A 20,203-nucleotide genomic window follows, 5' to 3' on the forward strand; every position below is an offset into this window, starting at 1 on the left:
CGCCGGGCTCGGAGGCGGTCGAAGGCCTGATGGCGACCCAGCTGCAGACCCCCGGGGCGATCGGCCCGGAGGCGGTCACGACACGTGTGGAGGCGGCCGGCCGCTGGCTGGCCGAGCGGCGCCGTGCCGCCTGGGACGCATACACCGCGCTCCCCATGCCCGACCGCAACAACGAGGACTACCGGCGCACCGACGTGTCCGGCCTGCGCCCCGACGAGTTCATCGCCGACCCGGGCGAGACCGGTCACGGCGCCGGCCTGCTGGCGACCCTGCGGGAGATGCGGGCGCAGATCGCGCCCGAGGCCGCCTTCGTGGCCACCACCCGCAACGGGGTGCGCGCCTGCGAGGGCACCGACCCGCTGCTCGCCCAGGGGGTGCTGGTGAGCTCCCTCGAGGAGGCCGCCGAGCGCGACGACGAGGCGGTGCGCCGGGCGCTCAGCCATGTCCCCGTCGACGGCACCAAGTTCACCGCGCTCTGGAATGCGCTCTGGCGCGGCGGCGTGTTCGTTCACGTTCCTGCGGGGGTCGAGGCGCGGGTGCCGGTGATCGCCGCCCACAGCGCCGCCGGTGAGCAGGCGGCGGTCTTCCCCGCCACCGTGGTGGTGCTCGAGGCGAACGCGTCGCTCACCCTGGTGGAGCTGCAGGCCTCGCCCGCTGCCCAGGGCACGATGCTCTCCGACGCGGTCACGGTGCTCCACCTCGGCGAGGGCGCGCGGCTCGACTACTGCCTGCTCCAGCGCTGGAGCGCCGCCACCTGGCACCTGGCCACCCACCGCGCGGTGCTCGAGCGCGACTCCCGGCTCCGCTTCTTCGCCGCCACCTTCGGGTCGCGGCTGCAGAAGGCCTACTGGGACGCGCTGCTCGAGGGCCCCGGCGCCGACGCCACCCTGACCGGGGTGTGCTTCGGAGGCGGCGACCAGCACCTCGACCACCAGTCGCTCCAGGCCCACCAGGCGCCGTCGACGCACAGCGACCTGCTCCTCAAGGTGGCGGTCCGCGACCGTGCCCAGAGCGTCTACGGCGGCCTCATCAGCGTCGACCGGGTGGCCCAGAAGACCGACGGGTACGTGCAGAACCGCAACCTCATGCTCTCCCGCGGAGCCAGGGCGTCGGGCATCCCCATGCTCGAGATCCAGGCCAACGACGTGCGCTGCAGCCACGGCGTGACCGCCGGGCACATCGACGACGACCAGCGCTTCTACTCCCACTCGCGGGGCATCGAGCCCGAGGCGGCCGACCGGATGATCGTCCGGGGTTTCATGCAGGACGCCCTCGACCGCTGCCCCCACCAGGGCTTCGCCGAGTTCGTCGGCGGGGTGCTCGACGAGGTCGTCGCCGGCCACTCCGCGGCCGGCGTCGAGGCGGAGGCGCAGGCGTGAGCGACTGGGTGACGGTGGGCGCCGCCGCGGACATCCCCCCGGGGCACGCGGCGCTGGTGGACATCGACGGCAACCCGGTGGCGGTGTTCAACGTCAACGGGCAGTTCTACGCGGTCGACGACACCTGCTCGCACGCCGAGGCGTCGCTGAGCGAGGGCGAGCTCGACCCCGAGGCCTGCAGCATCGAGTGCCCGATGCACGGCTCGTGCTTCGACCTGCGCACCGGCGAGCCGCTGTCGCTGCCCGCCTACGACCCGGTGCGGGTGCACCGCGTCGAGGTGGTCGACGGCACCCTGCGGGTCGCGGTCGACGAGGGAGCGCTGCCGTGAGCATCTCCGTCCCGCCCCGGACCACCGCGCGGGGCACGCTCTCGCTGGCGCCCGACTACGACGTGGAGGCGGTGCGCGCCGACTTCCCGATCCTCCAGCGCCGGGTCGGCGACCGGCCCCTCGTCTACCTCGACTCGGCGGCCACGTCGCAGAAGCCGGTCCAGGTGCTCGACGCCATCCAGGCCTACTACCGCGAGAGCAACTCGAACGTGCACCGCGGCGCCCACACCCTGGGCAACGAGGCCACCGAGCTCTTCGAGGGGGCCCGCCGCCGGGTCTCGGCGTTCATCGACGCCGACCCCCGCGGCCTGGTCTTCACCCGCAACGCCAGCGAGTCGCTGAACCTGGTCGCCTCGTCGTACGCCCGCGAGCTGCTGCGTCCGGGCGACCGGATCGTGCTCACGCTGATGGAGCACCACAGCAACCTGGTGCCCTGGCAGCTCGCCGCCGAGCGCGCCGGTCTCGACCTCGCCTTCATCGGCCTCACCGCCGAGGGCCGCCTCGACATGGAGGTGGCGGCGCGGCTGCTGACCGAGCCCACCCGGCTGCTCGCGGTGACCCATCAGAGCAACGTGCTCGGCACCGTGAACCCGATCCGCGAGCTCGCCGAGCTCGCCCACCGCTGCGGCGCGCTGATCGCCGTCGACGCCTGCCAGAGCGTGCCCCACATGCCCGTCTCGGTGCGCGACCTCGACGTCGACTTCCTCGCCTTCAGCGGGCACAAGGCCTGCGGACCGATGGGCGCCGGAGTGCTCTGGGCACGGCCCGAGCTGCTCGAGCGCATGCCCCCGTTCCTCGGCGGCGGCAGCATGATCCAGCGCGTCGAGCTGGAGCGGTCGAGCTGGGCGGAGGTCCCCGCCAAGTTCGAGGCGGGCACCCCCGACGTGGCCAGCGCCCACGGGCTGGCGGCGGCCTGCGACTACCTCGACGCGATCGGGCGCGACCGCATCCACGCCCACGAGCAGGCGCTCACCGGCCACCTCCTCGAGGTGCTCGACGAGGCCGGGGTCGACATCCAGGGCCCCCGCGAGGTGGTGGAGCGCGGCGGCGCGGTCTCCTTCACCATGGGCGAGATCCACCCCCACGACATCGCCACCATCCTCGACCGCCAGGGGGTGGCGATCCGCGCCGGCCACCACTGCTGCCAGCCGCTGATGCGCCATCTCGGCACCCCGGCGACGGCCCGGGCCTCGGTCTACCTCTACACCACCCACAGCGAGATCGACGCGCTCGGCGCCGGCCTCCAGGAGGTCGGGCGCATCCTCGGCCCTCCGGGAGCGCGGGGGTAGGATCGGGACATGGCAGCAGGCGCGACGCCGATCGAGGACGAGCTGTACCGCGAGATCATCCTCGACCACTGGCGCAACCCCCGGTACAAGGGCCACGTCGACCCCGCCGACGTCACCGTGGAGGGCTACAACCCGCTCTGCGGTGACGAGGTGCTGCTCACCATGCGGATGCGCGACGGCAGCGTCGAGGAGATCGCCTTCGACGGCCACGGCTGCTCGATCAGCCGCGCCTCGGCGAGCATGATGTGCGAGGGGGTGGCGGGCCGCAGCGTCGGCGAGGCCACCGAGCTCGGCCACCGCTTCCGGGCGATGATGCTCGAGGGCGGCAGCGCCGACGACCTCGGCGACCTCGAGGCGCTGCAGGGCGTCGCCCGCATCCCGCTGCGCATCAAGTGCGCCGTGCTCCCCTGGAACGCCCTTCTCGAGGGCCTGCAGCGCGGCGGGGGCACGGTGACCACCGAGGAGGTACCCCTCTCGTGAGCGACACCGAGCAGACCACCCCGGCGACGTCGACGGCGGATGCCGAGCGGCCCACCGGCGAGCAGATCCTCGACGCCCTCACCGCGGTCTACGACCCCGAGATCGGCATCGACATCATCAATCTCGGCCTGGTCTACGACCACGCGATCGACGAGACCGGGCTGCTCACCATCGACATGACCCTGACCTCGCCCTACTGCCCCTTCGGCAGCATCATCCAGAGCCAGGCCGACGCCGTCTGCCGGGTGCTCCCGGGGATCAACGACGTCAAGGTCAACCTGGTCTGGACCCCGCCGTGGGATCCCCGCACGATGGCGAGCGAGGAGGCCAAGCTCGACCTGGGCATCTTCTGAGCTCCTAGGGCCCGGTGACGAAGCTGCTCGGGACCGGGTTCCGGGCGCTGGCGCTGCGCCAGACCGCCGCGTGGCGGGCGTCGACCCCGAAGATGCTCGCCACCTCGGCCCGGAGCGACTGCCGCTCCAGCGCCGCGAGCGCGGCGTACTGAGCGCCGAGCAGACGGCCCTCGATCTCCAGCAGCGCCGCCAGCGCCGCCGGCTCGCCGGGGGACGAGGGCACCGCGTCGGGACGGGGCCGGTCGGTGCCCGGCGGCGCCGCCCCCAGCCTGCGGATCGCCGAGATCAGCGCGGCGCGATGATCGCGGTGGTGGGTGAGGAACGACTGGGCCAGGCCGGGCAGCGGCGCCCGGGTGAGGCCCGGCCCCACCGTGGTGAGCACGTAGACGGCGGTGTCCTCGAGCATCGCCAGGGTGGTGAGGAGGGCGGCGTCGTCACCGGCGGCCAGCACCCGGTCGACGCCCTCGGCGAGGGGGGCCAGGGCGGCGGCGACGAGCGCGGTACCGCCCCCGATCAGCGCGGCCCGGCGGTCGAGGCTCACGCGGAGACGAAGGAGGCGGGGGCCGGATCCTGCTGGAGCACGGTGCGGAGCACCGCGGAGTGCTGCGCCTCGTCGCCCATGATCGAGGCGAGCAGCTGGACCACGACGGGGTCGGCAAGCTGCCGTAGCGCCGCGTAGTGGGCCCTGGCCGCCTGCTCCTCGAGGGTGGCGGCGAGGCTCGTCATCGCGCCCTCGTCGGCGGGCGGGGTGCCGATCTCGTAGCTGTCCCGGGCGGGGGTGGGGGTGCCGCCGAGCCCGGTGATCACCTCGGCCAGGCGGTCGCGGTGGTCGGCGTGGTTCTGACGGAAGGCGGTGGCGAGGGGGGCGGTCACCGACCCGAGCAGGGGCAGGCCGGCGGTGTACGCGTGGATGATCGTGTGCTCGGTGACCAGCATCTGGTTGAGGATCCGGACGGTGTCCCCGGGGCGGGGGGTCGAGCCCGTGCCGGTGCCCGACGGCGGGCCGCCGCAGGCGCCGAGGGTGGCGCCGGCCGCGGCCGCGCCGGAGGCCCGGAGGAGGGAACGGCGGGTGAGACGCGGTTGCTCCATCGCGAGCGGGGATGATGACAGGCGGCCCAGTGATCCGGCACCGTCTCGTTCACGTACACGCGAGGAGACGGCAGCCTTCACAGGGGAGACGGTGACACCTTCCGACGAAAGGGTCATCGACCTCATCGCTCAGGGATCTCCTGAGGGGATCGAGATGCTCTACGACCGCTACGGGCGCCTGGCCTACACCCTGGCGCTGCGCGTCCTCGGCGACACCGGGGCGGCCGAGGACGTGGTCCAGGAGGCGTTCCTGTCGGTCTGGCGGCGCGCCGCCTCGTACCGGCAGGAGCGGGGCAGCCTGCGCACCTGGGTCTGCTCGATCGTCCACCACCGTGCCATCGACCGCCTCCGTGGCCGCAGCGGCCGGGCGCGGCTCGACCTCTCGCTCGACAAGGCGCCGCCGGAGGCCGCCCTCTCCGACACCTGGGAGACGGTGGCGGCCGACCTCGAGCGCGGTCACCTCCGTCGGGCGCTCGACGGGCTGCCCGACGAGCAGCGCAAGACCATCGAGCTCGCCTACTACGCCGGCTACTCACAGAGTGAGATCAGCTCGCTGATGAGCGTTCCCCTCGGCACCGTGAAGGGCCGGACGCGGATGGCGCTGCGCAAGCTGCGCAGCTCGCTCGAGCACCAGGGCCTGGAGTGGAGCCTGCAATGACCTGTGACGACTGCGACCTGCTGCTCGCGGCACACGCCGTCGACGCCCTCGACCCCGGCGAGGACCGCCAGCTCCAGCTGCACCTGGCGGGCTGCGCCCAGTGCCAGGCGGCCGCGGCCACCTACCAGAGCACCGGCGACCTGCTCGCCCTCGCCCTCGACCCGGTGGCGCCGCCGCCGGCGCTGCGCAGCCGGCTGCTCGCGCAGGTGCACGCCGAGGCGGCGGGGGTGGCCGCCGCGGCCGCGCGGCCGCGGCGCGTGCCCTGGCGGGAGCGGCTGTGGCAGGCGCTGCCGGCCGGGCGCGGGCTCACCGTGATGGGCGGCCTCTCGGCCGCCGCCGCGGTGGCCCTGGCGGTGTGGTCGTTCGCCATCCCCCATCAGCAGGCGGCGGCGCCCACGGTGCTGGTCAGCCGCGCCTGCGGCCTCACCACGGGTTCCTCGGCCTGCGGCCAGCTCACCTACAGCCCGGCCACCCACCAGACGGTGCTCACCGTCCAGGGCCTGCCCGCGCTGCCGGTGGTGAACCAGCAGACCAGCGGCGCCTACGCGGTGTGGCTGATCCACGGAGACGGCAGCCCCGAGCTCGGCGCCTACCTCACCGCCGCCCCCGACGGGCGCACCTGGTCGGCGGTCCTCACCCAGGATGTCCGCGCGTACCAGGCGATCGCCACCACCCACGAGCCCCGGCCGGGCGGGACCGTCCCCACCGGGCCCGTGCTGCTCCAGATCTCCCGACCGGTGGCGCCCGCCAGCTCCTGACCCGGGCTCGGTGCGGGGGGGTGCGTCCGGCGTAGCATCGCCCGATGGCCGACCGGCTCTTCACCCGCGAGGAGGCGAATCTGCTGCTGCCCCGGCTGCAGCCCCTGCTGGAGCGGGCGCGGGAGGTGAGCGCGGTGCTCGGCGACCGTGCTCGTCAGCGCCGGCTGCGTTCGGTGACCATCGGCAACGGGGGCGGCGAGGCCGCCAGGGAGATGATGGCCGAGGGCGACGAGCTCAGCCGCGTGGTCGCCGAGATCGCCGAGATGGGGGTGGTGGTGCGCGATCCGACCACGGGGCTGGTGGACTTCCCCGCCGAGCGCGACGGCGAGCCCGTCTACCTGTGCTGGCGGCTGGGGGAGGAGGAGGTGGCCCACTGGCACGACCGCGACAGCGGTTTCGGCGGCCGCAGACCGCTGTAGCCGGGCGCCTATGCCCGGCGGTCGCGCGCCGTGGCGCGCACCGGTGCGACCGGGACGCCGCCGAGCTCGGTGACGACCGCACCCTCGCCGGTCTCCGAACGGTCGAGCGGGCCCAGGTCGAGGCGGCCGGTGAGCCGGTTGAAGGCGGAGAGCGCGGTGGGGACGGGTGGCGCCGCCGTCGCCACCGGCAGGCCCTCGCCGCGGCGCCCCAGCGGGCCGGGCAGCCGCACCGCCGCAACCGCGTCCGCGTCCGCGGGAGGGCGTGCGCCGACCAGAGGATCCATGTCGTCGGACGCCGGGGGGACTGGCTGGTTCATCACCGTGAGCTGGTGCCCGGGCGCGGCTCAGAGGTGAGGGACCGTCGCCCCGGTCTGCTCACCGCGCAGGAGGTCATCCACCGTCTCCCGCCGCCGCACCAATCGTGCGATCCCGTCGTGGACAAAGACGACTGCGGGTCGGAGGCCGGCATTGTAGTTCGATGCCATGGACAACGTGTACGCACCCGCCGCGGGTACGGCGAGAATGTCACCGGGCGACAGCTCGGGCAGTGGGCAGTCGCGCACCAGGATGTCGGTCGACTCGCAGTACCGTCCCGCGATGGTGACCGTCTCCACCGCGGCGCCCTCGGGATCGCGCGCCAGCAGCGGCTGATAGCGCGCCCCATAGAGCTCGGGGCGGATGTTGTCCGCCATCCCGCCGTCAACGCTCACATATGTGCGAACGCCCGGAATCGCCTTGCGCGCGCCGACGGTGTAGAGCGCCACCCCGGCGGGACCGACGACGCTCCGACCGGGCTCGACGTGCAGCCCGGGCAGCGGCAGGTCCCGTGCGCTGAAGCTGCGGCTCACAGAATCGGTCAGAATCGACATGAACTTGCTGACCGCGGGGGGACGGTCGGCGGTGGTGTGGGCGATGCCCAGACCGCCGCCGGCACTGAGGGTGCGGGTCTCGAATCCGAGCTGCTCGCGGGCGGCGGCGGCGAAGTCGGCAACGGCGTCGACCGCCGCGGCGTGACTCCTGAGCTCGAGGATCTGCGAACCGATGTGCATGTGCAGTCCGCGCACGTCGAGCGCGGCGACGTCGAGGGCGCGGCGCAGCGCGGCCATCGCCTGGCCGCTGGCGATGCCGAATCCGAACTTGCTGTCGACCTGCCCGGTGCTGATGTGGTCGTGGGTGTCGGGGCGAACCCCCGGCGACACCCGGAGCAATGCGCCCACCCGAGCCCCGCCGCCGCGGCGGGCGAGCAGCTCGAGCTCGTGCTCGGAGTCGACGACGAGGTGACCGATGCCGGCGGCGAGCGCGGCGTCCAGCTCCGCCGCGGACTTGTTGTTCCCCGGGAAGGCGATCCGCGCCGCCGGCAGGCCACCGCGGAGCACGATCTCCAGCTCGCCGCCGCTGACCACGTCGGCGCCGCAGTCCTCCTCCACGAGGAGGCGCACCATCGCCAGCGAGAGGTAGGCCTTGGCGCTGTAGAGCACGTCGCCGCCCCCGGGCCAGCCGCGCAGGCCGTCGCGGTAGGCGCGCAGCCGGGTGCGGATGGTGGCCTCGTCGAAGACGTACAGCGGAGTGCCGAACTCCTCCGCCAGCTCGACGAGATCGCAGCCGCCGACGCTGAGATTGCCGGCGGCCGACCGTCCCGCGGTGTCGGGCAGCATGCCGACATCATCATGGTTCGGGTGCTGCGGGCGCAGATCTCCGGGTACACTCTTGGTGCGTCTCCGGCCACGGTGCGCCCCGCCTAGTTGACCGGCGCAGTGGGAGCGGCCGCGGCACTCTTGGAAAAGGAGGGACCTGCCCTATGCCCGATTCGAGTACAACCTCCGTCCCGACCAGCGCCATGGTGAGCAGCTGACCGCCGGGAGTTCTTAGAACCAGGAGGCGCAGACCGCAGCTCTGTGGCGGTCACTCATCATCGCGCCCGAACGGGGTGCCGGCATCGCCGGCACCCCGTTTTCTGTTGAGGGGTACCGGCCGTTGCCCCGCGGGGCGAAGGCCGTCAGCCGTAGAGCGCGGTCGTGACCTGGGCCTCCCGGGTCGCCACCGGCGGGGCGGGGACGAGCTGGTCGCGCTCGATCCAGCCGGTGGCGCCGGTCTCGGTGCGCACCTGGACGAAGGCGCCATGGTGGCCGAGGGAGAACAGGCGGGTGGCGGTGAGCACCGCCTCGCCGCGGGGGGCGTCGAAGCGCGGCTCGGTGTACATGCGATACCGCATGCCCGCCCACGAGGCCACCAGGGTGACCGGGCCGTTGGGGAAGTGGCGGTCGCGGTAGATGGTGCGGCGGTCGCGGTTGCCGCGGCTGAGCAGCACCACCAGCTGGAGGCCCCGGGGCACCGCTCCCTTCCCCTTGCTGGCCTCCACCGCCACCTCGGTGCCGGTCTCGATCAGCCGCGCGGTGCAGGTCACCCAGCGGGGGCGGCGCACCCGCTTCGACCACTGCCCGAAGAAGCCCTTGCGCTCGGCCTCGATGGCGCGGGCGCTGTCGGGGCCGGTGACCTCGTAGCGGAACGGCGGGATGCCGACCATCTGCTCCATCACCGCGAAGACCTCGCGCGGCGGCGCGGCGGCGACGAACTTCCAGCTCTGCCGGCTGGGGGCGAGACGGGCGGGCTCGCCGGAGTCGGGGGCCATGGGCCGGGATTGTACGGATTGGCCCCCTGGACGGCGCTCGGAGGCCGTCAGCTGAGCAGGGGACGGCCCCGGAGGGCCCGGCGCTCGAGGAGGCGGGGGAGCCCGGCCAGGCGCGGCCACAGCGGCGCGTCCTGGCAGCGCAGGTGCCGCAGCACCTCGCCGTTCCAGCGGCGCTTGAACTCGAAGTACCCGGCCCCGGGAGCGGTGGGGTCCTCGTGGTTGGGCACCCCCCACATGTCGTAGACCCCGCAGCCCTGGTCCAGGCCCCACTCGATCGCCCGCCAGTGGAGGAGGTAGGTGGGCTGGAGGGCGGCGTGCTCGAGGGTGCTGCCGCCGAACAGGTAGATCAGCCGCGGCCCGGCGGCGACCGCGACCATCCCCGAGACCGGCGTTCCCTCCACCCGGGCGATCAGGGTCGCCACCGGGCAGCTGCCGGGGAGGTGGCGGAGGACGGCGCGGTGATAGGCGAGGTCGCGGGCGACGAAGCCGTTGCGGCGCACCGTGGCCTCGAGCAGGGGATGGAAGAGGGCGGCGGCGGCGGGATCGCGGTGGATCTCGACGCTCACCCCTCCCGCCTGGGCCCGCCGGATGTGCCGCCGGGTGCTCGCCTTCACCCGCTCCAGCACCGCGGCCGCCCCGCCGCCGAGATCGACGGCGTAGGTGAGGCGGTGCTGGACGTCGTAGGCGCTGTCGCGCAGCCCGGTGGCGGCCCGGATCGCGGCGGCGTGGGGATCGTCCACCCCCCACTCCGGGTCGAGCTTCAGCACCAGGGCGCGGCGGCGGCGGGCGGTCCGTGCGGCCGCCTCGATCAGCGCCACCGCCGGTGCCACCCCGGCCGCGCCGCCGGCGACCGCGGGCCCCCGCGGCGCGTAGGCGAAGCTGAGGACCCCGCCCGGTCCAGGCCGGTTGAGCAGGTGCAGCGCGCCGTCGAGCTCGCCGGCCGGGCCCTCGGCCACCAGCCGGTCCACCGCCCAGCCGTGCTCGCGTTTCAGCTCCGCCCACGCCCAGGTCTGGAGCAGGTTGCCGCCGGCGGCGCCGAGCACGAACGCGTCCCAGCGCTCGCGGTCGGCGGGGGTGGCGGCGCGGACGCGCGGGGCCGCCGGCGCGGTGGTGATCAGGCGGGGCATCGGGCCATTAAACGGGGGTGGAGGGGGGCGGGCACGGGGCCGGTCACGGCGGCCTGTATCGTCCCCCGGGTGGACCCCAGCACCCTGCTCACCTACGGCTTCATCGCCGTGGTCGCCCTGGTGGCCCAGGCCGCCGAGCGGCGCGGCGCCGGGCGCGAGGTGCCGGCGGCCCGGGGGACGCTGGCGATCCTCGACCTCGCCCGTGTGCTGGTGCTGTTCGTGGTGGTCTACGCGATGCTGCTGGGGGCCGTCGAGATCCTCGATCACGGCCGCAGCGGCGGCAGCGTGGTCGACGGGGTCCTGACCATCGTCGCCGGCGCCGGCTCGCTGCTGCTGATGCTCAGCGGGTGGAGCCGCATCCCCGGCCTCCGTGGGCTGCGGCCGCGCGCCCCGATCTCCTGGCTCGCCCTCTCGCTGTTCCTGCTCGCCCTGGCCCACAACCTGGCTCCCACCTCCGGCTCCTCGTCGGTGGCGGCCACGGTCTCGAAACCGCAGACCACGAGCGACCTCGTCGCCGGGCAGGTGCCCTTCGTGATGCTCGCCATCGCCTCGGTGGGACCGGGGGTGCGCCGCAACCTCCGCGAGACCCTCGAGCGGCTCGGCCTGCTGCCCCTGCGACCGTGGTGGTGGCTGCTCGGGATCGCCACCGGGATCGCCGTGGTCAAGGGCGGGAGCCACGTCTACGACCTGGTGAACTCGTTCACGCCCGCCGACTGCCGCCTCCAGCAGGAGCGCGTCTTCCAGCATCTCGCCGGCCCGGCGCGGCACTGGTACGGCCAGGTCGCCGTCGGGGTCGCCGCCGGGACGGGGGAGGAGCTGCTCTTCCGCGGCGCGCTGCAGCCGCGCGTGGGCATCCTCCTGGCCTCACTCCTGTGGGCCAGCTTCCACCTCCAGTACACCTGCCACGGGCTCCCGTCGGCGTCGAATCTCTACATCCTGGTGCTCGGGCTGCTCTTCGGTGCGCTGCGGAAGTGGTTCGGCCTCGGCACCGCGATGGCCGCGCACATCGCCTACGACACCACCATCCTGCTCGGGTTCTGACCTGGGGATGCGGTAGGTCCGGCACATCGCGTCGAAGCGGCCCAGGGTGTGCTCGTCGAGGAGCCGGCGGTGGCGGTCGACGAGCGGCGCGAGCTCATCGCGCAGGAAGCGCCCCCGCGCCATCCACTGGAAGTAGCTGCGGCCGCCGTGGTGATAGGGGCCGTAGAGGACGCCGCCGGGGAAGGTGCGCTCCAGCCAGCGGAACAGGCCCTCGTGGCGGGTGTGCATCCGCAGGGTCACCTGTGGCTGGCGGCCGTCGCCGCCGAAGTGGCCCTCACCCGCGAGCACGCCGAGGAGGTAGCCCACCTCCAGATCGGGGACGTCGGCGATGGCGGAGGTGTCGTCGGTCTGAGCGTGTTTCACCGTCATGTTTCCCGTGAAACGCAGCTCTCGGGGAAAAGGTGTTGTTTCACCGTCATGTTTCCCGTGGAACGTGACCCCCAGGCGCCCAACACCATCTTGTTTCACCGTCATGTTTCCCGTGAAACCCCGGCTCCCTCCCTGTCCACAGCGCCCCATCCTGCTCTCCCCGGCACCCATTGGCGCCGCCCGGGGGGCGGTGGAGGGACGGTGGACGGGGCGGGCTCCCCGAACATGTGCGCTCGCCTCGTTCCCCGCGGCGCGCATAATCGGGACGTCGTGCCGACCAGGATCATCGCCGTCGCCAATCAGAAGGGTGGGGTCGGAAAGACGACCACGACGATCAACCTGGGCGTCGCCCTCGCCGACCTCGGTCACACGGTCCTGATCGTCGACTGCGATCCGCAGGCGAACGCCACCTCCGGCCTGGGGGTGACCAAGGACGAGATCAACGCCAGCATCTACGACGTCGTCGTGCTCGGGCGGCCCCTGGCCGACGCGCGGATCCCCACCATGGTCCCCAACCTCGACCTCATCCCCTCGACGATCGCGCTCGCCGGCGCCGAGATCGAGCTGGTCGGGCTGGCGCGCCGGGAGATGCGTCTGCGCTACGCCCTGGAGGCCCTGGACGGTCACAGCGACGAGTACCTGCTCATCGACTGCCCGCCCAGCCTCGGCCTGCTCACCGTGAACGCCGTCGTCGCCGCCCACTCGCTGCTGGTCCCGATCCAGTGCGAGTACTACGCGCTCGAGGGCCTCGGGCTCATCACCCACACCCTCGAGCTGCTCCGCCGCGAGCTGAACCCGACCCTGCTCATCGAGGGCATCGTCCTCACCCTGCACGACCCCCGCCTCACCCTCTCCACCCAGGTGGTGCAGGAGGTGCGCCGGCGGTTCCCCGCCGAGACCATGGACACGGTGGTGCCGCGCAACGTCCGGCTCAGCGAGGCGCCCAGCCACGGCCTGCCGATCAGCCGGTACGACCCCACCTGCAAGGGGGCGGCGGCCTACGCGCACCTCGCCACCGAGCTCCACGAGCGCGTCCAGGGGCACACCCTGCCGCTGCCGGGCAGGGCCGCCATCCAGGCGACGTGGTGAGCGTCGACGGGGGCGGCTCGGGACCACGCCGCCGGGGGCTGGGACGTGGCCTCGACGCCCTGCTCAGCAGTTCGGCGCCTCCGATGCCCGACGGCACCGGTCTCCCCGCGAGCGACGACCAGGCGCGGCTCCTCGAGGTGGAGGTCGCCGCCATCCGGCCCAACCCGGAGCAGCCCCGCCGCGACTTCGACGCCGACGCCCTCTCCAGCCTCGCCGACTCCATCCGCGCCCACGGCCTGCTCCAGCCGATCGTGGTCGAGCGCGACGGCGCCGGCCTGCGGCTGGTGGCGGGCGAGCGCCGGCTCCGCGCCGCCGCCCTCGCCGGTCTCTCCCGCATCCCCGCGCTGCTGCGCCCGGCCACCCAGTCCGGCCGCGAGGCGCTCGAGCTCGCCCTGGTCGAGAACCTGCAGCGCGCCGACCTCTCGGCGCTCGACGAGGCGGCCGCCTACGCCCGGCTCGCCGACGCCTTCGGCCTCTCCCACGAGGCGATCGCGCTCCGGGTCGGCCGCAGCCGGGCGGCGGTCACCAACACCGTCCGGCTGCTCGCCCTCCCCGCCGCGGTCCAGACCGCGCTCCGCGAGGGCCGGCTCACCCCCGGCCACGCCCGCGCCCTCCTCGGCGCCCCCAGCGACACCGACCGCGTCGAGCTCGCCGAGGCGGTGGCGGCGCACGGGCTGTCGGTGCGGCAGGTCGAGTTCGAGGTGGGGCGCCGCGCCGCGATCGCCGCCGCGCTCCCCCCCGCACCGGCCACGGGTGGCCGCCGGCCGCCCCCGCCCCCGGCGCCACTCGGCCCCGACGACAGCCTGCTCGAGCGCAGCCTCGAGGAGGCGCTGGGCACCCAGGTGCGCCTCCGCCGCCGACGACGCGGCGGCCAGGTGCTCATCGAGTTCTACGACGACGAGCAGCTCGACGGTCTCTACACCCGCCTCGGCGGGGCGCCGCTCTGACCGCTCCACCCCGCGACCCCTCGACACGAACCGATGTTCGGCGACCACGGGGCGCGCCGATCCCCCGTCCGGGTCGACGACCCGGCACCCATATAATCGGCGCGACGTGTCTCAGGTAACCACCGACCCCCCGGAGGTGGAGGTGCCCTCCGCACCGCAGCATCCCCGGCGCCGGTGGGAGAGCCGCAACCTCCTGCGCGACATCCTCGAGGTGCTCGCGCTGGCGTTCGCCCTCTACATCGTGATCGCGCTCGCCCTCCAGACCGTCCGCGTCGAGGGCGACAGCATGATCCCGACGCTGAGGAACAACGATCTCCTCTTCGCCGACAAGCTCTCCTACCACCTCCACGCGCCGGACCGTGGCGACATCATCGTGCTGAAACCGCCCGACGAGCCCAACCGCGACTTCATCAAGCGGGTGGTCGGCCTCCCCGGTGACACCATCGAGATCGACGGGCACTACTCGGAGAACGGGCGCCAGCACGCGGCGGTGCTCATCCGGCCCGCCGGCGCCAGCGGCTTCCAGGTGCTCAAGGAGCCCTACCTCCCCGACCAGAGCAAGGACCCGTGGGACGAGATGACGTTCTGCTGCGACTCCGGCGGCCGCGCCACCACCGAGCCGCAGCCGCTGGTCATCCCCAAGGACGACTACTTCGTGATGGGCGACAACCGCAACCGCTCCCGCGACTCGCGCTTCATCGGGCTGATCCCACGGAACAACGTCCTCGGACGGGCCTGGATCCGCATCTGGCCGCTCGGCCACCTCGGCTTCCTCGGCCAGGGCCCATCGCTCGCCGCCGCACTGCTGCCCCTGCCCCTGTTCGGCCTCCGCCGGAGCCGGCGCCTGCTCGCCGCGCTGCGGCGGCGGGGTTAGGAGCCCTCGACCACCCACCTCGACTGGGTCCGGTCCCAGTCGACGAGCTCGGACGGCTCGAAGAACAGCGCCACCTCCTCGGCGGCGCGCTCCGGCGAGTCGCTGCCGTGGATCACGTTCATCCCGAGGTCGACGGCGAGGTCGCCGCGGATGGTCCCGGGCGGCGCCACCGCCGGGTTGGTGGGGCCCATCATCGCCCGCACCATGGACACCGCGTTGGGCCCCTCCCAGACCATCGCCACCACCGGTGAGGAGGTGATGAACTCGACGAGGCCGGGGAAGAACCTCTTCTCGCGGTGCTCCCCGTAGTGGCGCCCGGCCAGGGCCTCGTCGATCCTCATCAGCTTCAGCGCCACCGGCTTGAGGCCGCGCCGTTCCAGGCGGCAGATCACCTCTCCGACCAGGCCGCGCTGCACCCCGTCGGGCTTGACCAGCACAAGGGTTCGCTCGACCGTCATGATCCTGCCACGATTGTCATGAACTTCTCCGCGTCTCGGAAGGGGCCGATCACGGCGCCGCGGAGACCACCCTCGAGGATGCTCCCCGCCAGCCGCCGGACGTCCTCGGCGGTCACCGCCTCGATGCGCTCCACGACCGTCTCGGGAAGCAGGATCTCGCCGCCGAGCAGCTCCTGCTGACCCAGGTAGCTGCACATCGAGTTGGTGCCCTCGAGGTGGAGCACCAGCCGGCCGCGGGCGTACTCGCGGGCGCGGCCCAGCTCCTCCTCGTCGACGAGCTCCTCGGCGAGGCGGCGCAGCTCGGCCACCGCCGCGGCCAGGGCGGCGCGGGCCTGGCGCGGCTCGCACCCGAGGTAGATGCCCAGCGCGCCGCTGTCGCTCAGCTTCACGGTGAAGGAGTGGACGTCGTAGGCGAGGCCGCGATTCTCGCGCAGCTCGAGGAAGAGCCGGCTCGACATCCCCTCGCCGAGGATGATGTTGAGCACGTCGAGGGCGAAGCGGTCGGCGTCCCGATAGCCGGGGGCGCGGCTGCCGATGATCAGGTTCGCCTGCTCGGTCCGCCGGTTGACCAGGCGCACCTCGCCGCCGGCGGGCACGGGCTCGGCGGCCAGCATCGGCGGGCGCGCACCCGTGCCCCAGCCGCCCACCACGCCGGCGACCAGCTCGAGGGCGGACTCGTGCTCGATCGCGCCGGCGACGCTCACCACCACGCTGTCCGGGTGGTAGTGCTCGGCCAGGTAGCGCAGGCAGTCGTCGCGCCCGAAGCTCCGCACCGTCTCCTCGGTGCCGGCGACGTCCCGCCCCAGGGGATGGTCGGGCCACATCACCTCGTCGAAGAGGGTGCCCACGTACTCCTGGGGGTTGTCCAGGTACATGCGCAGCTCCTCGATCACCACCAGCCGCTCCTTGGCGAGCTCGGTGGCGTCGAAGGTCGACTGGAAGGCCATGTCGCCGAGCACCTCGACGGCGAGCGGGAACCGCTCCGCGGGCACCTTCGCCCAGAGCATCGTCAGCTCGCGGTCGGTGGCGGCGTTCAGCACCCCGCCCACGCCCTCGATCGCCTCGGAGAGCGACTTCGCGGTGGGGTAGCGCCGGGCACCCTTGAAGAGCATGTGCTCGATGAAGTGGGAGAGCCCGCCCCGCTCCGGCTCCTCGTAGCGGGAGCCGACTCCGAACATCACCGAGAGCGACACCGAGGCGCGCTCACGCATCGGCGCGGTGATGACACGCACGCCGCTGGGCAGACGGGTGAGGCGATACGCGCTCCCGGCACCGGGCACGGGGCGGGAGTGTACTCGACCGTGGCCCCCGGCACCGTTCGGCGCGCCCGTCATCAGTGCTCGCCCTCCGACTGACGCCGGGCGATAGCGATCGCGTCGCCCAGCCCGGTTCCGCCGAGGCGGCCGCGCACCGCCATCTCGTTGACCAGGTTGGCCACCCGCCAGAGCACCGTCACCTGCACCACCCGGGTGCCGTCGGGAGCGAGCGCGTTCTCGGTGACCGCGTGGGACTCGTCGCCGAGGTCACCCGCCGAGATCGCGCCGGCGCCGGGCCGGGCGTCGACCTCGGCGGCCAGCCGGCGCATCACATCGTGCGCGCCGCTCCCGGCACCGAAGGCGGCGACGGTGGCGACCACGTCCAGCGGCCCGTTGGCGGTCGCCAGCTCGGGCACCTGGCGCACGTAGTGGGCGCTGGCGACCCCGCGGAGGCCGGCGGCGCGCAGGGCGCTCTGCACCGCGGCCTGGGTCGACAGCGCGGCGGCGTCGACCCGCTGCGGCCCCGGCGCGGCGATGAACCCCGCCGCCGGCAGGCGGTCGAGGGGTAGCACGTAGCTCACCGGCGCGCCGGGGAGCACCGCCGGCGCAGGCGCCGCCGCACCGCCGCCGCATCCCGCCAGCGCGCAGGCCGCCGCACCGATGAGGCGAGCGCAGCGCCGCGCTACCGCGGCGGCGGCCCTCCCGGGCGGCTGGGGAACGGGCGCCCGGGGCCTCCACGCGGCGGGCCGCCGTAGCCACCACCACCACCACCGCCACCACCGCCGCCCCTGCGGTCGCCGAAGCCACCGCGCATCGGCGGCCGCGGACCCCGGGGGATGCCGTGGAAGGTCGACTCGGGCGGCCCTCCCTGGGCGGGACCGGTGGGATGGATGGTCACCCGCCGGGCCGGCTCCTGGCCGGCCGACTCGGTGCGCACCCCCTCGTCGCCCTCCAGGCTGATGTGGATCACCCGGCGCTCGTACGCCTGCATGGGATCGAGGGTGTAGCGCTGGCCGGTGCGCTTCACCCGGTGGGCGATGCGGAGGGCGAGCTCGCGGACGTGCTCCTCGCGGCGGGCCCGGTAGCGCTCGACGTCGAGGATGAGGCGCCGGCCATCGGCCTCGCCGTCTCCGGTCATCAGGTTCAGCACGGTCTGGAGCGCGCGCAGGTTCTCGCCGCGCCAGCCGATCAGCATGCCGAGGTCGTCACCGCTGATGTCGAGGATCACCGGCTCGCGGCCGGCGTCGCTCTCGCGGACGGCGACGGCGCGCCGCACCGACACCCGGGCGGGGATCTCCATGCGGGTCAGCAGCTCCTCGAGGAGCCCCTTGGCACGGGCCGCGTAGGGATCGGCGGGCCGCACCCGCACCTTCGCCAGCGCCGACGAGATCCGCTCTCCGGCGACCGCCTTCGTCCCCTCGCTGAGCACCTCGACCTCGGCCGCCTCGCGGCCGATCCCGAGCTCGGCGAGCGCCGTGGCCACCGCCTCCTCGACGGTGTCGGCACTGGCCTCGACCATTCTCGTCGTGGACGCCGGCGCGTCCGTTCGCGTCTCGCTCACGCTCTCTCCACCACCAACCATCCCTCCGCCCGCCGGGGCCGCCTCAGCGACCGCGTCCCCGTCGGCGCACCGATCCCTGAGAAGCCCGCCCCGCTCCGCCCGGCGTCCGGCTGGTCACCGATCGCGGTGCTCGTCCATTGGTCGTCCGGGGAGCCGTCGACGGCTGGGGCGGGGTCGCCGACCCGGCGCGCGGCTTGACCGGACGCCTGGCCGCATCCTTGGCCGGCGTCGATCCCCCCGCCAGCGCCCGGCGCACCGGTGCGCCGGCTCCGCCGGAGCCGGCGCCGCCGTCGGTCCGGTAGCTGAGCGAGGTCACCCGCCCGGCCCCCGGGAACCACGGCGGCACCTTCAGCCCGCCCCACCCGATCACCAGCCACTGCTGGACGATCATCACCAGGCTCTGGGTCAGCCAGTAGATCCCCAGGCCGACGGGCAGCTGGTACCCGAACAGCAGGACCATGCCCGGCGCCAGGAAGAGCATGTTCTTGCTCAGGCTGTACATCTTCAGCTCCTGCTCGGACATGTCCGCGCGAGGAGGCTGCATCATCATCTTGGCCTGCACGAAGCTGGCCAGGCCGGCGAGGACCGGGAGGATCATCACCGTCCAGTGGGTGCCGATCCCCTGGGCGAGGAGGTCCTTCGGGCTCTTGCTCACGTTGCCGATCCAGAGGAAGCCGAGGCCCTGGTGCAGGTCCTTGGTGGCCGAGGTGATGCCCCGGTAGAGCCCGTAGAGGATCGGCATCTGGACCAGCAGGGGGAGGCAGCCGGTGAGGTTGCTGAAGGGGGAGATGCCGTGCTCTTTGTAGAGCTTCATCATCTCCTCGTTCAGCTTCTGGGGCTCCTTCTTGTACTTCTTGCGGAGCTCGGCCAGCTGCGGGGCCACCAGCCGCTGCTCCGCCTGGATGCGGCGCTGAGTGCGCACCTGCCACCCGAAGACGGGGAAGAGCCCCATCCGGAGGCACAGGGTCACCACCACGATGGCGAACCCGAACGCGCTGCCCTGGATCAGGCTGATGCCACCGAAGAAGTGGGTGAGGTGGGTCAGCGCCCACTCGATCGGCGGGCCCAGCGCGCTGAGGATGTCGAAGGGGTTCACCGGGTGCCTCCCGCCTCGGCGTGGCGGCGGCTCCGCCGGCTCACGTACTCGTCGGGCACGGGGTCGTAGCCGCACCCGCCCCAGGGGTTGCACCGGCCGATCCGCCGCACCGCCATCCACCAGCCCCGCCGCCAGCCGAACCGCTCGATGGCCGCGTAGCCGTACTCGGAGCAGGTGGGCGTGAAGCGGCAGCCGCTCATCAGCGCGAAGAGCGGGCCGAGGGTCACTCGGTAGAGGCGGATGAGAAGGAGGCTCAGTCTGGTCATGGCGATGCGGGGCGGCTCCCCCCAGGATCGACCCGGTCGGGCCGGGTGCTGCCGCCGCCACCGCGATTGTCCCTCAGGGGGCGCTCAGATGCGGCGCGATCACCCCCGGCGTTCCGAGCCGTCGCCCGGGCGTCACCGCGTCGCAGCCGCGCCCGGGCGCCGGCGAGGCAGGAGTCGAGGTCGGCGCCGAGCGCCTCCCACGGGCACGAGGCCGCGGCGACGCCCGCGGACACGACCACGTCGACGCCGGCGAGGGCCTCGATCCGGGGTCGCATCAGGGCGCGCAGCCGGCGGCGCACCCGGTTGCGCACCACCGCGCCGCCCACCGCCCGGGGCACCACGAAGCCCACCCGCGCGACGCCGGCGAGGTTGGCGGCGACCTGCACCCGCAGCGGACCGGCGGACGACGAGGCCCGCCGCTCGCGGACGGCGGCGAAGGCACCGCCGCCGCGGAGGCGATGGCGCCGGTTCACCGCGAGGCTCACCGAACGGGCGCGGGCGTCAGCAGCTTGCGGCCCTTGCGGCGCCGCGCCTTGAGCACCTGTCGCCCCCCGGGCGAGGACATCCTGATGCGGAAGCCGTGGGTCTTCCGGCGGTAGCGCTTCTTCGGCTGGTACGTGCGCTTGATGGGAGTGCTCTCCGTCGATCGATGCCGCCCAGGACGGGGGCGCGTACAGCGCCGCTTCCGCACCGGGGGTGGGGCCCCGGGAGTATAGCAGCGACCCGCCGCGACGGG

26 protein-coding genes and 1 pseudogene are annotated in these 20,203 nt (G+C 73.7%); 12 read left to right on the forward strand and 15 right to left on the reverse strand.

Translation table 11 applies throughout. The features are described from left to right. Nucleotides 1–29 precede the first annotated feature (29 nt). The 5 genes from sufD to VGL20_11030 are packed head-to-tail and all read left to right on the forward strand — an operon-like array spanning nt 30 to nt 3,830. Nucleotides 30–1,379 carry a Fe-S cluster assembly protein SufD gene (gene sufD, locus VGL20_11010; GenBank protein ID HEY2704209.1) on the forward strand — a complete coding sequence of 450 codons (1,350 nt, stop codon included), beginning with the start codon at nt 30–32 and terminating at the stop codon, nt 1,377–1,379. Beyond that, on the forward strand, nt 1,376–1,708 hold the full coding sequence (locus VGL20_11015; protein ID HEY2704210.1) for a bifunctional 3-phenylpropionate/cinnamic acid dioxygenase ferredoxin subunit: 333 nt from the start codon (nt 1,376–1,378) through the stop codon (nt 1,706–1,708). The genes sufD and VGL20_11015 overlap by 4 nt, the downstream gene beginning before the upstream one ends. Further along, nucleotides 1,705–2,997 carry a cysteine desulfurase gene (locus VGL20_11020; GenBank protein ID HEY2704211.1) on the forward strand — a complete coding sequence of 431 codons (1,293 nt, stop codon included), beginning with the start codon at nt 1,705–1,707 and terminating at the stop codon, nt 2,995–2,997. The genes VGL20_11015 and VGL20_11020 overlap by 4 nt, the downstream gene beginning before the upstream one ends. 9 nt (nt 2,998–3,006) lie before the next feature. Further along, on the forward strand, nt 3,007–3,477 hold the full coding sequence (locus VGL20_11025) for an SUF system NifU family Fe-S cluster assembly protein (protein ID HEY2704212.1): 471 nt from the start codon (nt 3,007–3,009) through the stop codon (nt 3,475–3,477). Next, complete coding sequence (locus VGL20_11030; GenBank protein HEY2704213.1) at nt 3,474–3,830, forward strand: metal-sulfur cluster assembly factor; 357 nt, start codon at nt 3,474–3,476, stop codon at nt 3,828–3,830. The genes VGL20_11025 and VGL20_11030 overlap by 4 nt, the downstream gene beginning before the upstream one ends. Nucleotides 3,831–3,834: 4 nt before the next feature. Here VGL20_11030 and VGL20_11035 read toward each other — a convergent pair whose 3' ends face one another. Both VGL20_11035 and VGL20_11040 read right to left on the reverse strand, forming a co-directional pair. Continuing rightward, nucleotides 3,835–4,371: a ferritin-like domain-containing protein gene (locus VGL20_11035; protein ID HEY2704214.1), complete on the reverse strand. Its 537-nt coding sequence runs from the start codon at nt 4,369–4,371 to the stop codon at nt 3,835–3,837. Next, entirely contained in the window at nt 4,368–4,919 is a 552-nt protein-coding gene (locus VGL20_11040) for a DUF4439 domain-containing protein (protein HEY2704215.1), read from the reverse strand. The genes VGL20_11035 and VGL20_11040 overlap by 4 nt, the downstream gene beginning before the upstream one ends. Before the next feature lie 154 nt (nt 4,920–5,073). Here VGL20_11040 and VGL20_11045 point away from each other — a divergent pair, with 154 nt between their 5' ends. From VGL20_11045 to VGL20_11055, 3 genes are read left to right on the forward strand one after another with little or no spacing between them, the layout of a single operon-like run. Continuing rightward, complete coding sequence (locus tag VGL20_11045) at nt 5,074–5,577, forward strand: sigma-70 family RNA polymerase sigma factor (GenBank protein ID HEY2704216.1); 504 nt, start codon at nt 5,074–5,076, stop codon at nt 5,575–5,577. Then, a complete protein-coding gene (locus VGL20_11050) occupies nt 5,574–6,335 on the forward strand; it encodes an anti-sigma factor (protein ID HEY2704217.1) in 762 nt (253 codons plus the stop codon). The genes VGL20_11045 and VGL20_11050 overlap by 4 nt, the downstream gene beginning before the upstream one ends. Before the next feature lie 44 nt (nt 6,336–6,379). Next, nucleotides 6,380–6,754: a DUF2203 domain-containing protein gene (locus VGL20_11055; GenBank protein ID HEY2704218.1), complete on the forward strand. Its 375-nt coding sequence runs from the start codon at nt 6,380–6,382 to the stop codon at nt 6,752–6,754. Nucleotides 6,755–6,762: 8 nt separating this feature from the next. On the opposite strand, the gene VGL20_11060 is transcribed toward VGL20_11055, so the two are convergent. The 4 genes from VGL20_11060 to VGL20_11075 all read right to left on the reverse strand — a co-directional run bounded on the left by VGL20_11060 (nt 6,763) and on the right by VGL20_11075 (nt 10,510). Beyond that, nucleotides 6,763–7,071 carry a hypothetical protein gene (locus tag VGL20_11060; GenBank protein HEY2704219.1) on the reverse strand — a complete coding sequence of 103 codons (309 nt, stop codon included), beginning with the start codon at nt 7,069–7,071 and terminating at the stop codon, nt 6,763–6,765. A 27-nt stretch (nt 7,072–7,098) separates the two neighbouring features. After that, complete coding sequence (gene lysA / locus VGL20_11065; GenBank protein HEY2704220.1) at nt 7,099–8,409, reverse strand: diaminopimelate decarboxylase; 1,311 nt, start codon at nt 8,407–8,409, stop codon at nt 7,099–7,101. A gap of 341 nt (nt 8,410–8,750) precedes the next feature. Beyond that, nucleotides 8,751–9,383 (reverse strand): hypothetical protein, encoded by a 633-nt coding sequence (locus VGL20_11070; GenBank protein HEY2704221.1) that lies wholly within the window; start codon nt 9,381–9,383, stop codon nt 8,751–8,753. Between the two features lie 47 nt (nt 9,384–9,430). Continuing rightward, a complete protein-coding gene (locus VGL20_11075) occupies nt 9,431–10,510 on the reverse strand; it encodes a peptidoglycan bridge formation glycyltransferase FemA/FemB family protein (GenBank protein ID HEY2704222.1) in 1,080 nt (359 codons plus the stop codon). Between the two features lie 69 nt (nt 10,511–10,579). On the opposite strand from VGL20_11075, the gene VGL20_11080 reads away from it, so the two are divergent. Next, nucleotides 10,580–11,551 carry a CPBP family intramembrane glutamic endopeptidase gene (locus tag VGL20_11080; GenBank protein HEY2704223.1) on the forward strand — a complete coding sequence of 324 codons (972 nt, stop codon included), beginning with the start codon at nt 10,580–10,582 and terminating at the stop codon, nt 11,549–11,551. A 75-nt stretch (nt 11,552–11,626) separates the two neighbouring features. On the opposite strand, the pseudogene VGL20_11085 reads toward VGL20_11080, so the two are convergent. After that, nucleotides 11,627–11,920, reverse strand: a pseudogene (locus VGL20_11085) (hypothetical protein). 270 nt (nt 11,921–12,190) lie between these two features. On the opposite strand from VGL20_11085, the gene VGL20_11090 reads away from it, so the two are divergent. From VGL20_11090 to lepB, 3 genes are all read left to right on the forward strand, one after another. Then, complete coding sequence (locus VGL20_11090; protein HEY2704224.1) at nt 12,191–13,009, forward strand: AAA family ATPase; 819 nt, start codon at nt 12,191–12,193, stop codon at nt 13,007–13,009. Further along, nucleotides 13,006–13,956, forward strand: coding sequence for a ParB/RepB/Spo0J family partition protein (locus VGL20_11095; GenBank protein ID HEY2704225.1), 951 nt, complete (start codon nt 13,006–13,008; stop codon nt 13,954–13,956). The genes VGL20_11090 and VGL20_11095 overlap by 4 nt, the downstream gene beginning before the upstream one ends. Before the next feature lie 106 nt (nt 13,957–14,062). Further along, the gene (lepB, locus tag VGL20_11100) at nt 14,063–14,830 is read left to right on the forward strand and encodes a signal peptidase I (protein ID HEY2704226.1); all 768 of its coding nucleotides are present in this window, start codon (nt 14,063–14,065) and stop codon (nt 14,828–14,830) included. Here the strand turns inward: lepB and ndk are convergent. From ndk to rpmH, 8 genes are all read right to left on the reverse strand, one after another. Continuing rightward, nucleotides 14,827–15,288, reverse strand: coding sequence for a nucleoside-diphosphate kinase (gene ndk, locus VGL20_11105; protein HEY2704227.1), 462 nt, complete (start codon nt 15,286–15,288; stop codon nt 14,827–14,829). The two genes, lepB and ndk, sit on opposite strands and share 4 nt — an antisense overlap. Then, complete coding sequence (locus tag VGL20_11110; GenBank protein HEY2704228.1) at nt 15,285–16,568, reverse strand: pitrilysin family protein; 1,284 nt, start codon at nt 16,566–16,568, stop codon at nt 15,285–15,287. The genes ndk and VGL20_11110 overlap by 4 nt, the downstream gene beginning before the upstream one ends. A 53-nt stretch (nt 16,569–16,621) precedes the next feature. Continuing rightward, nucleotides 16,622–17,125, reverse strand: coding sequence for a hypothetical protein (locus VGL20_11115; GenBank protein HEY2704229.1), 504 nt, complete (start codon nt 17,123–17,125; stop codon nt 16,622–16,624). A gap of 101 nt (nt 17,126–17,226) precedes the next feature. Then, nucleotides 17,227–18,105 (reverse strand): RNA-binding cell elongation regulator Jag/EloR, encoded by an 879-nt coding sequence (gene jag, locus VGL20_11120; protein HEY2704230.1) that lies wholly within the window; start codon nt 18,103–18,105, stop codon nt 17,227–17,229. 43 nt (nt 18,106–18,148) lie between these two features. After that, a complete protein-coding gene (locus VGL20_11125; GenBank protein HEY2704231.1) occupies nt 18,149–19,201 on the reverse strand; it encodes a YidC/Oxa1 family membrane protein insertase in 1,053 nt (350 codons plus the stop codon). Then, nucleotides 19,198–19,467 carry a membrane protein insertion efficiency factor YidD gene (yidD, locus tag VGL20_11130; protein ID HEY2704232.1) on the reverse strand — a complete coding sequence of 90 codons (270 nt, stop codon included), beginning with the start codon at nt 19,465–19,467 and terminating at the stop codon, nt 19,198–19,200. The genes VGL20_11125 and yidD overlap by 4 nt, the downstream gene beginning before the upstream one ends. Continuing rightward, entirely contained in the window at nt 19,464–19,940 is a 477-nt protein-coding gene (rnpA, locus tag VGL20_11135) for a ribonuclease P protein component (GenBank protein ID HEY2704233.1), read from the reverse strand. Before rnpA ends, yidD begins: the two co-directional genes overlap by 4 nt. Before the next feature lie 8 nt (nt 19,941–19,948). Further along, nucleotides 19,949–20,095, reverse strand: a complete 147-nt coding sequence (gene rpmH, locus VGL20_11140; GenBank protein HEY2704234.1) for a 50S ribosomal protein L34 — start codon at nt 20,093–20,095, stop codon at nt 19,949–19,951. Nucleotides 20,096–20,203 lie beyond the last annotated feature (108 nt).

The organism is Candidatus Dormiibacterota bacterium (assembly GCA_036495095.1).
Taxonomy (GTDB): domain Bacteria; phylum Chloroflexota; class Dormibacteria; order Aeolococcales; family Aeolococcaceae; genus CF-96.

What these genes read in the sequence shown, in the direction of transcription:
- sufD (HEY2704209.1), top strand. Translation starts at nt 30, where the DNA reads ATGGCGACCCAGCTGCAGACCCCCGGGGCGATCGGCCCGGAGGCGGTC.
- VGL20_11025 (HEY2704212.1), top strand. Translation starts at nt 3,007, where the DNA reads ATGGCAGCAGGCGCGACGCCGATCGAGGACGAGCTGTACCGCGAGATC.
- VGL20_11040 (HEY2704215.1), bottom strand. Translation starts at nt 4,919, where the DNA reads ATGGAGCAACCGCGTCTCACCCGCCGTTCCCTCCTCCGGGCCTCCGGC.
- VGL20_11045 (HEY2704216.1), top strand. Translation starts at nt 5,074, where the DNA reads ATGCTCTACGACCGCTACGGGCGCCTGGCCTACACCCTGGCGCTGCGC.
- VGL20_11050 (HEY2704217.1), top strand. Translation starts at nt 5,574, where the DNA reads ATGACCTGTGACGACTGCGACCTGCTGCTCGCGGCACACGCCGTCGAC.
- VGL20_11055 (HEY2704218.1), top strand. Translation starts at nt 6,380, where the DNA reads ATGGCCGACCGGCTCTTCACCCGCGAGGAGGCGAATCTGCTGCTGCCC.
- VGL20_11060 (HEY2704219.1), bottom strand. Translation starts at nt 7,071, where the DNA reads ATGAACCAGCCAGTCCCCCCGGCGTCCGACGACATGGATCCTCTGGTC.
- lysA (HEY2704220.1), bottom strand. Translation starts at nt 8,409, where the DNA reads ATGCTGCCCGACACCGCGGGACGGTCGGCCGCCGGCAATCTCAGCGTC.
- VGL20_11070 (HEY2704221.1), bottom strand. Translation starts at nt 9,383, where the DNA reads ATGGCCCCCGACTCCGGCGAGCCCGCCCGTCTCGCCCCCAGCCGGCAG.
- VGL20_11075 (HEY2704222.1), bottom strand. Translation starts at nt 10,510, where the DNA reads ATGCCCCGCCTGATCACCACCGCGCCGGCGGCCCCGCGCGTCCGCGCC.
- ndk (HEY2704227.1), bottom strand. Translation starts at nt 15,288, where the DNA reads ATGACGGTCGAGCGAACCCTTGTGCTGGTCAAGCCCGACGGGGTGCAG.
- yidD (HEY2704232.1), bottom strand. Translation starts at nt 19,467, where the DNA reads ATGACCAGACTGAGCCTCCTTCTCATCCGCCTCTACCGAGTGACCCTC.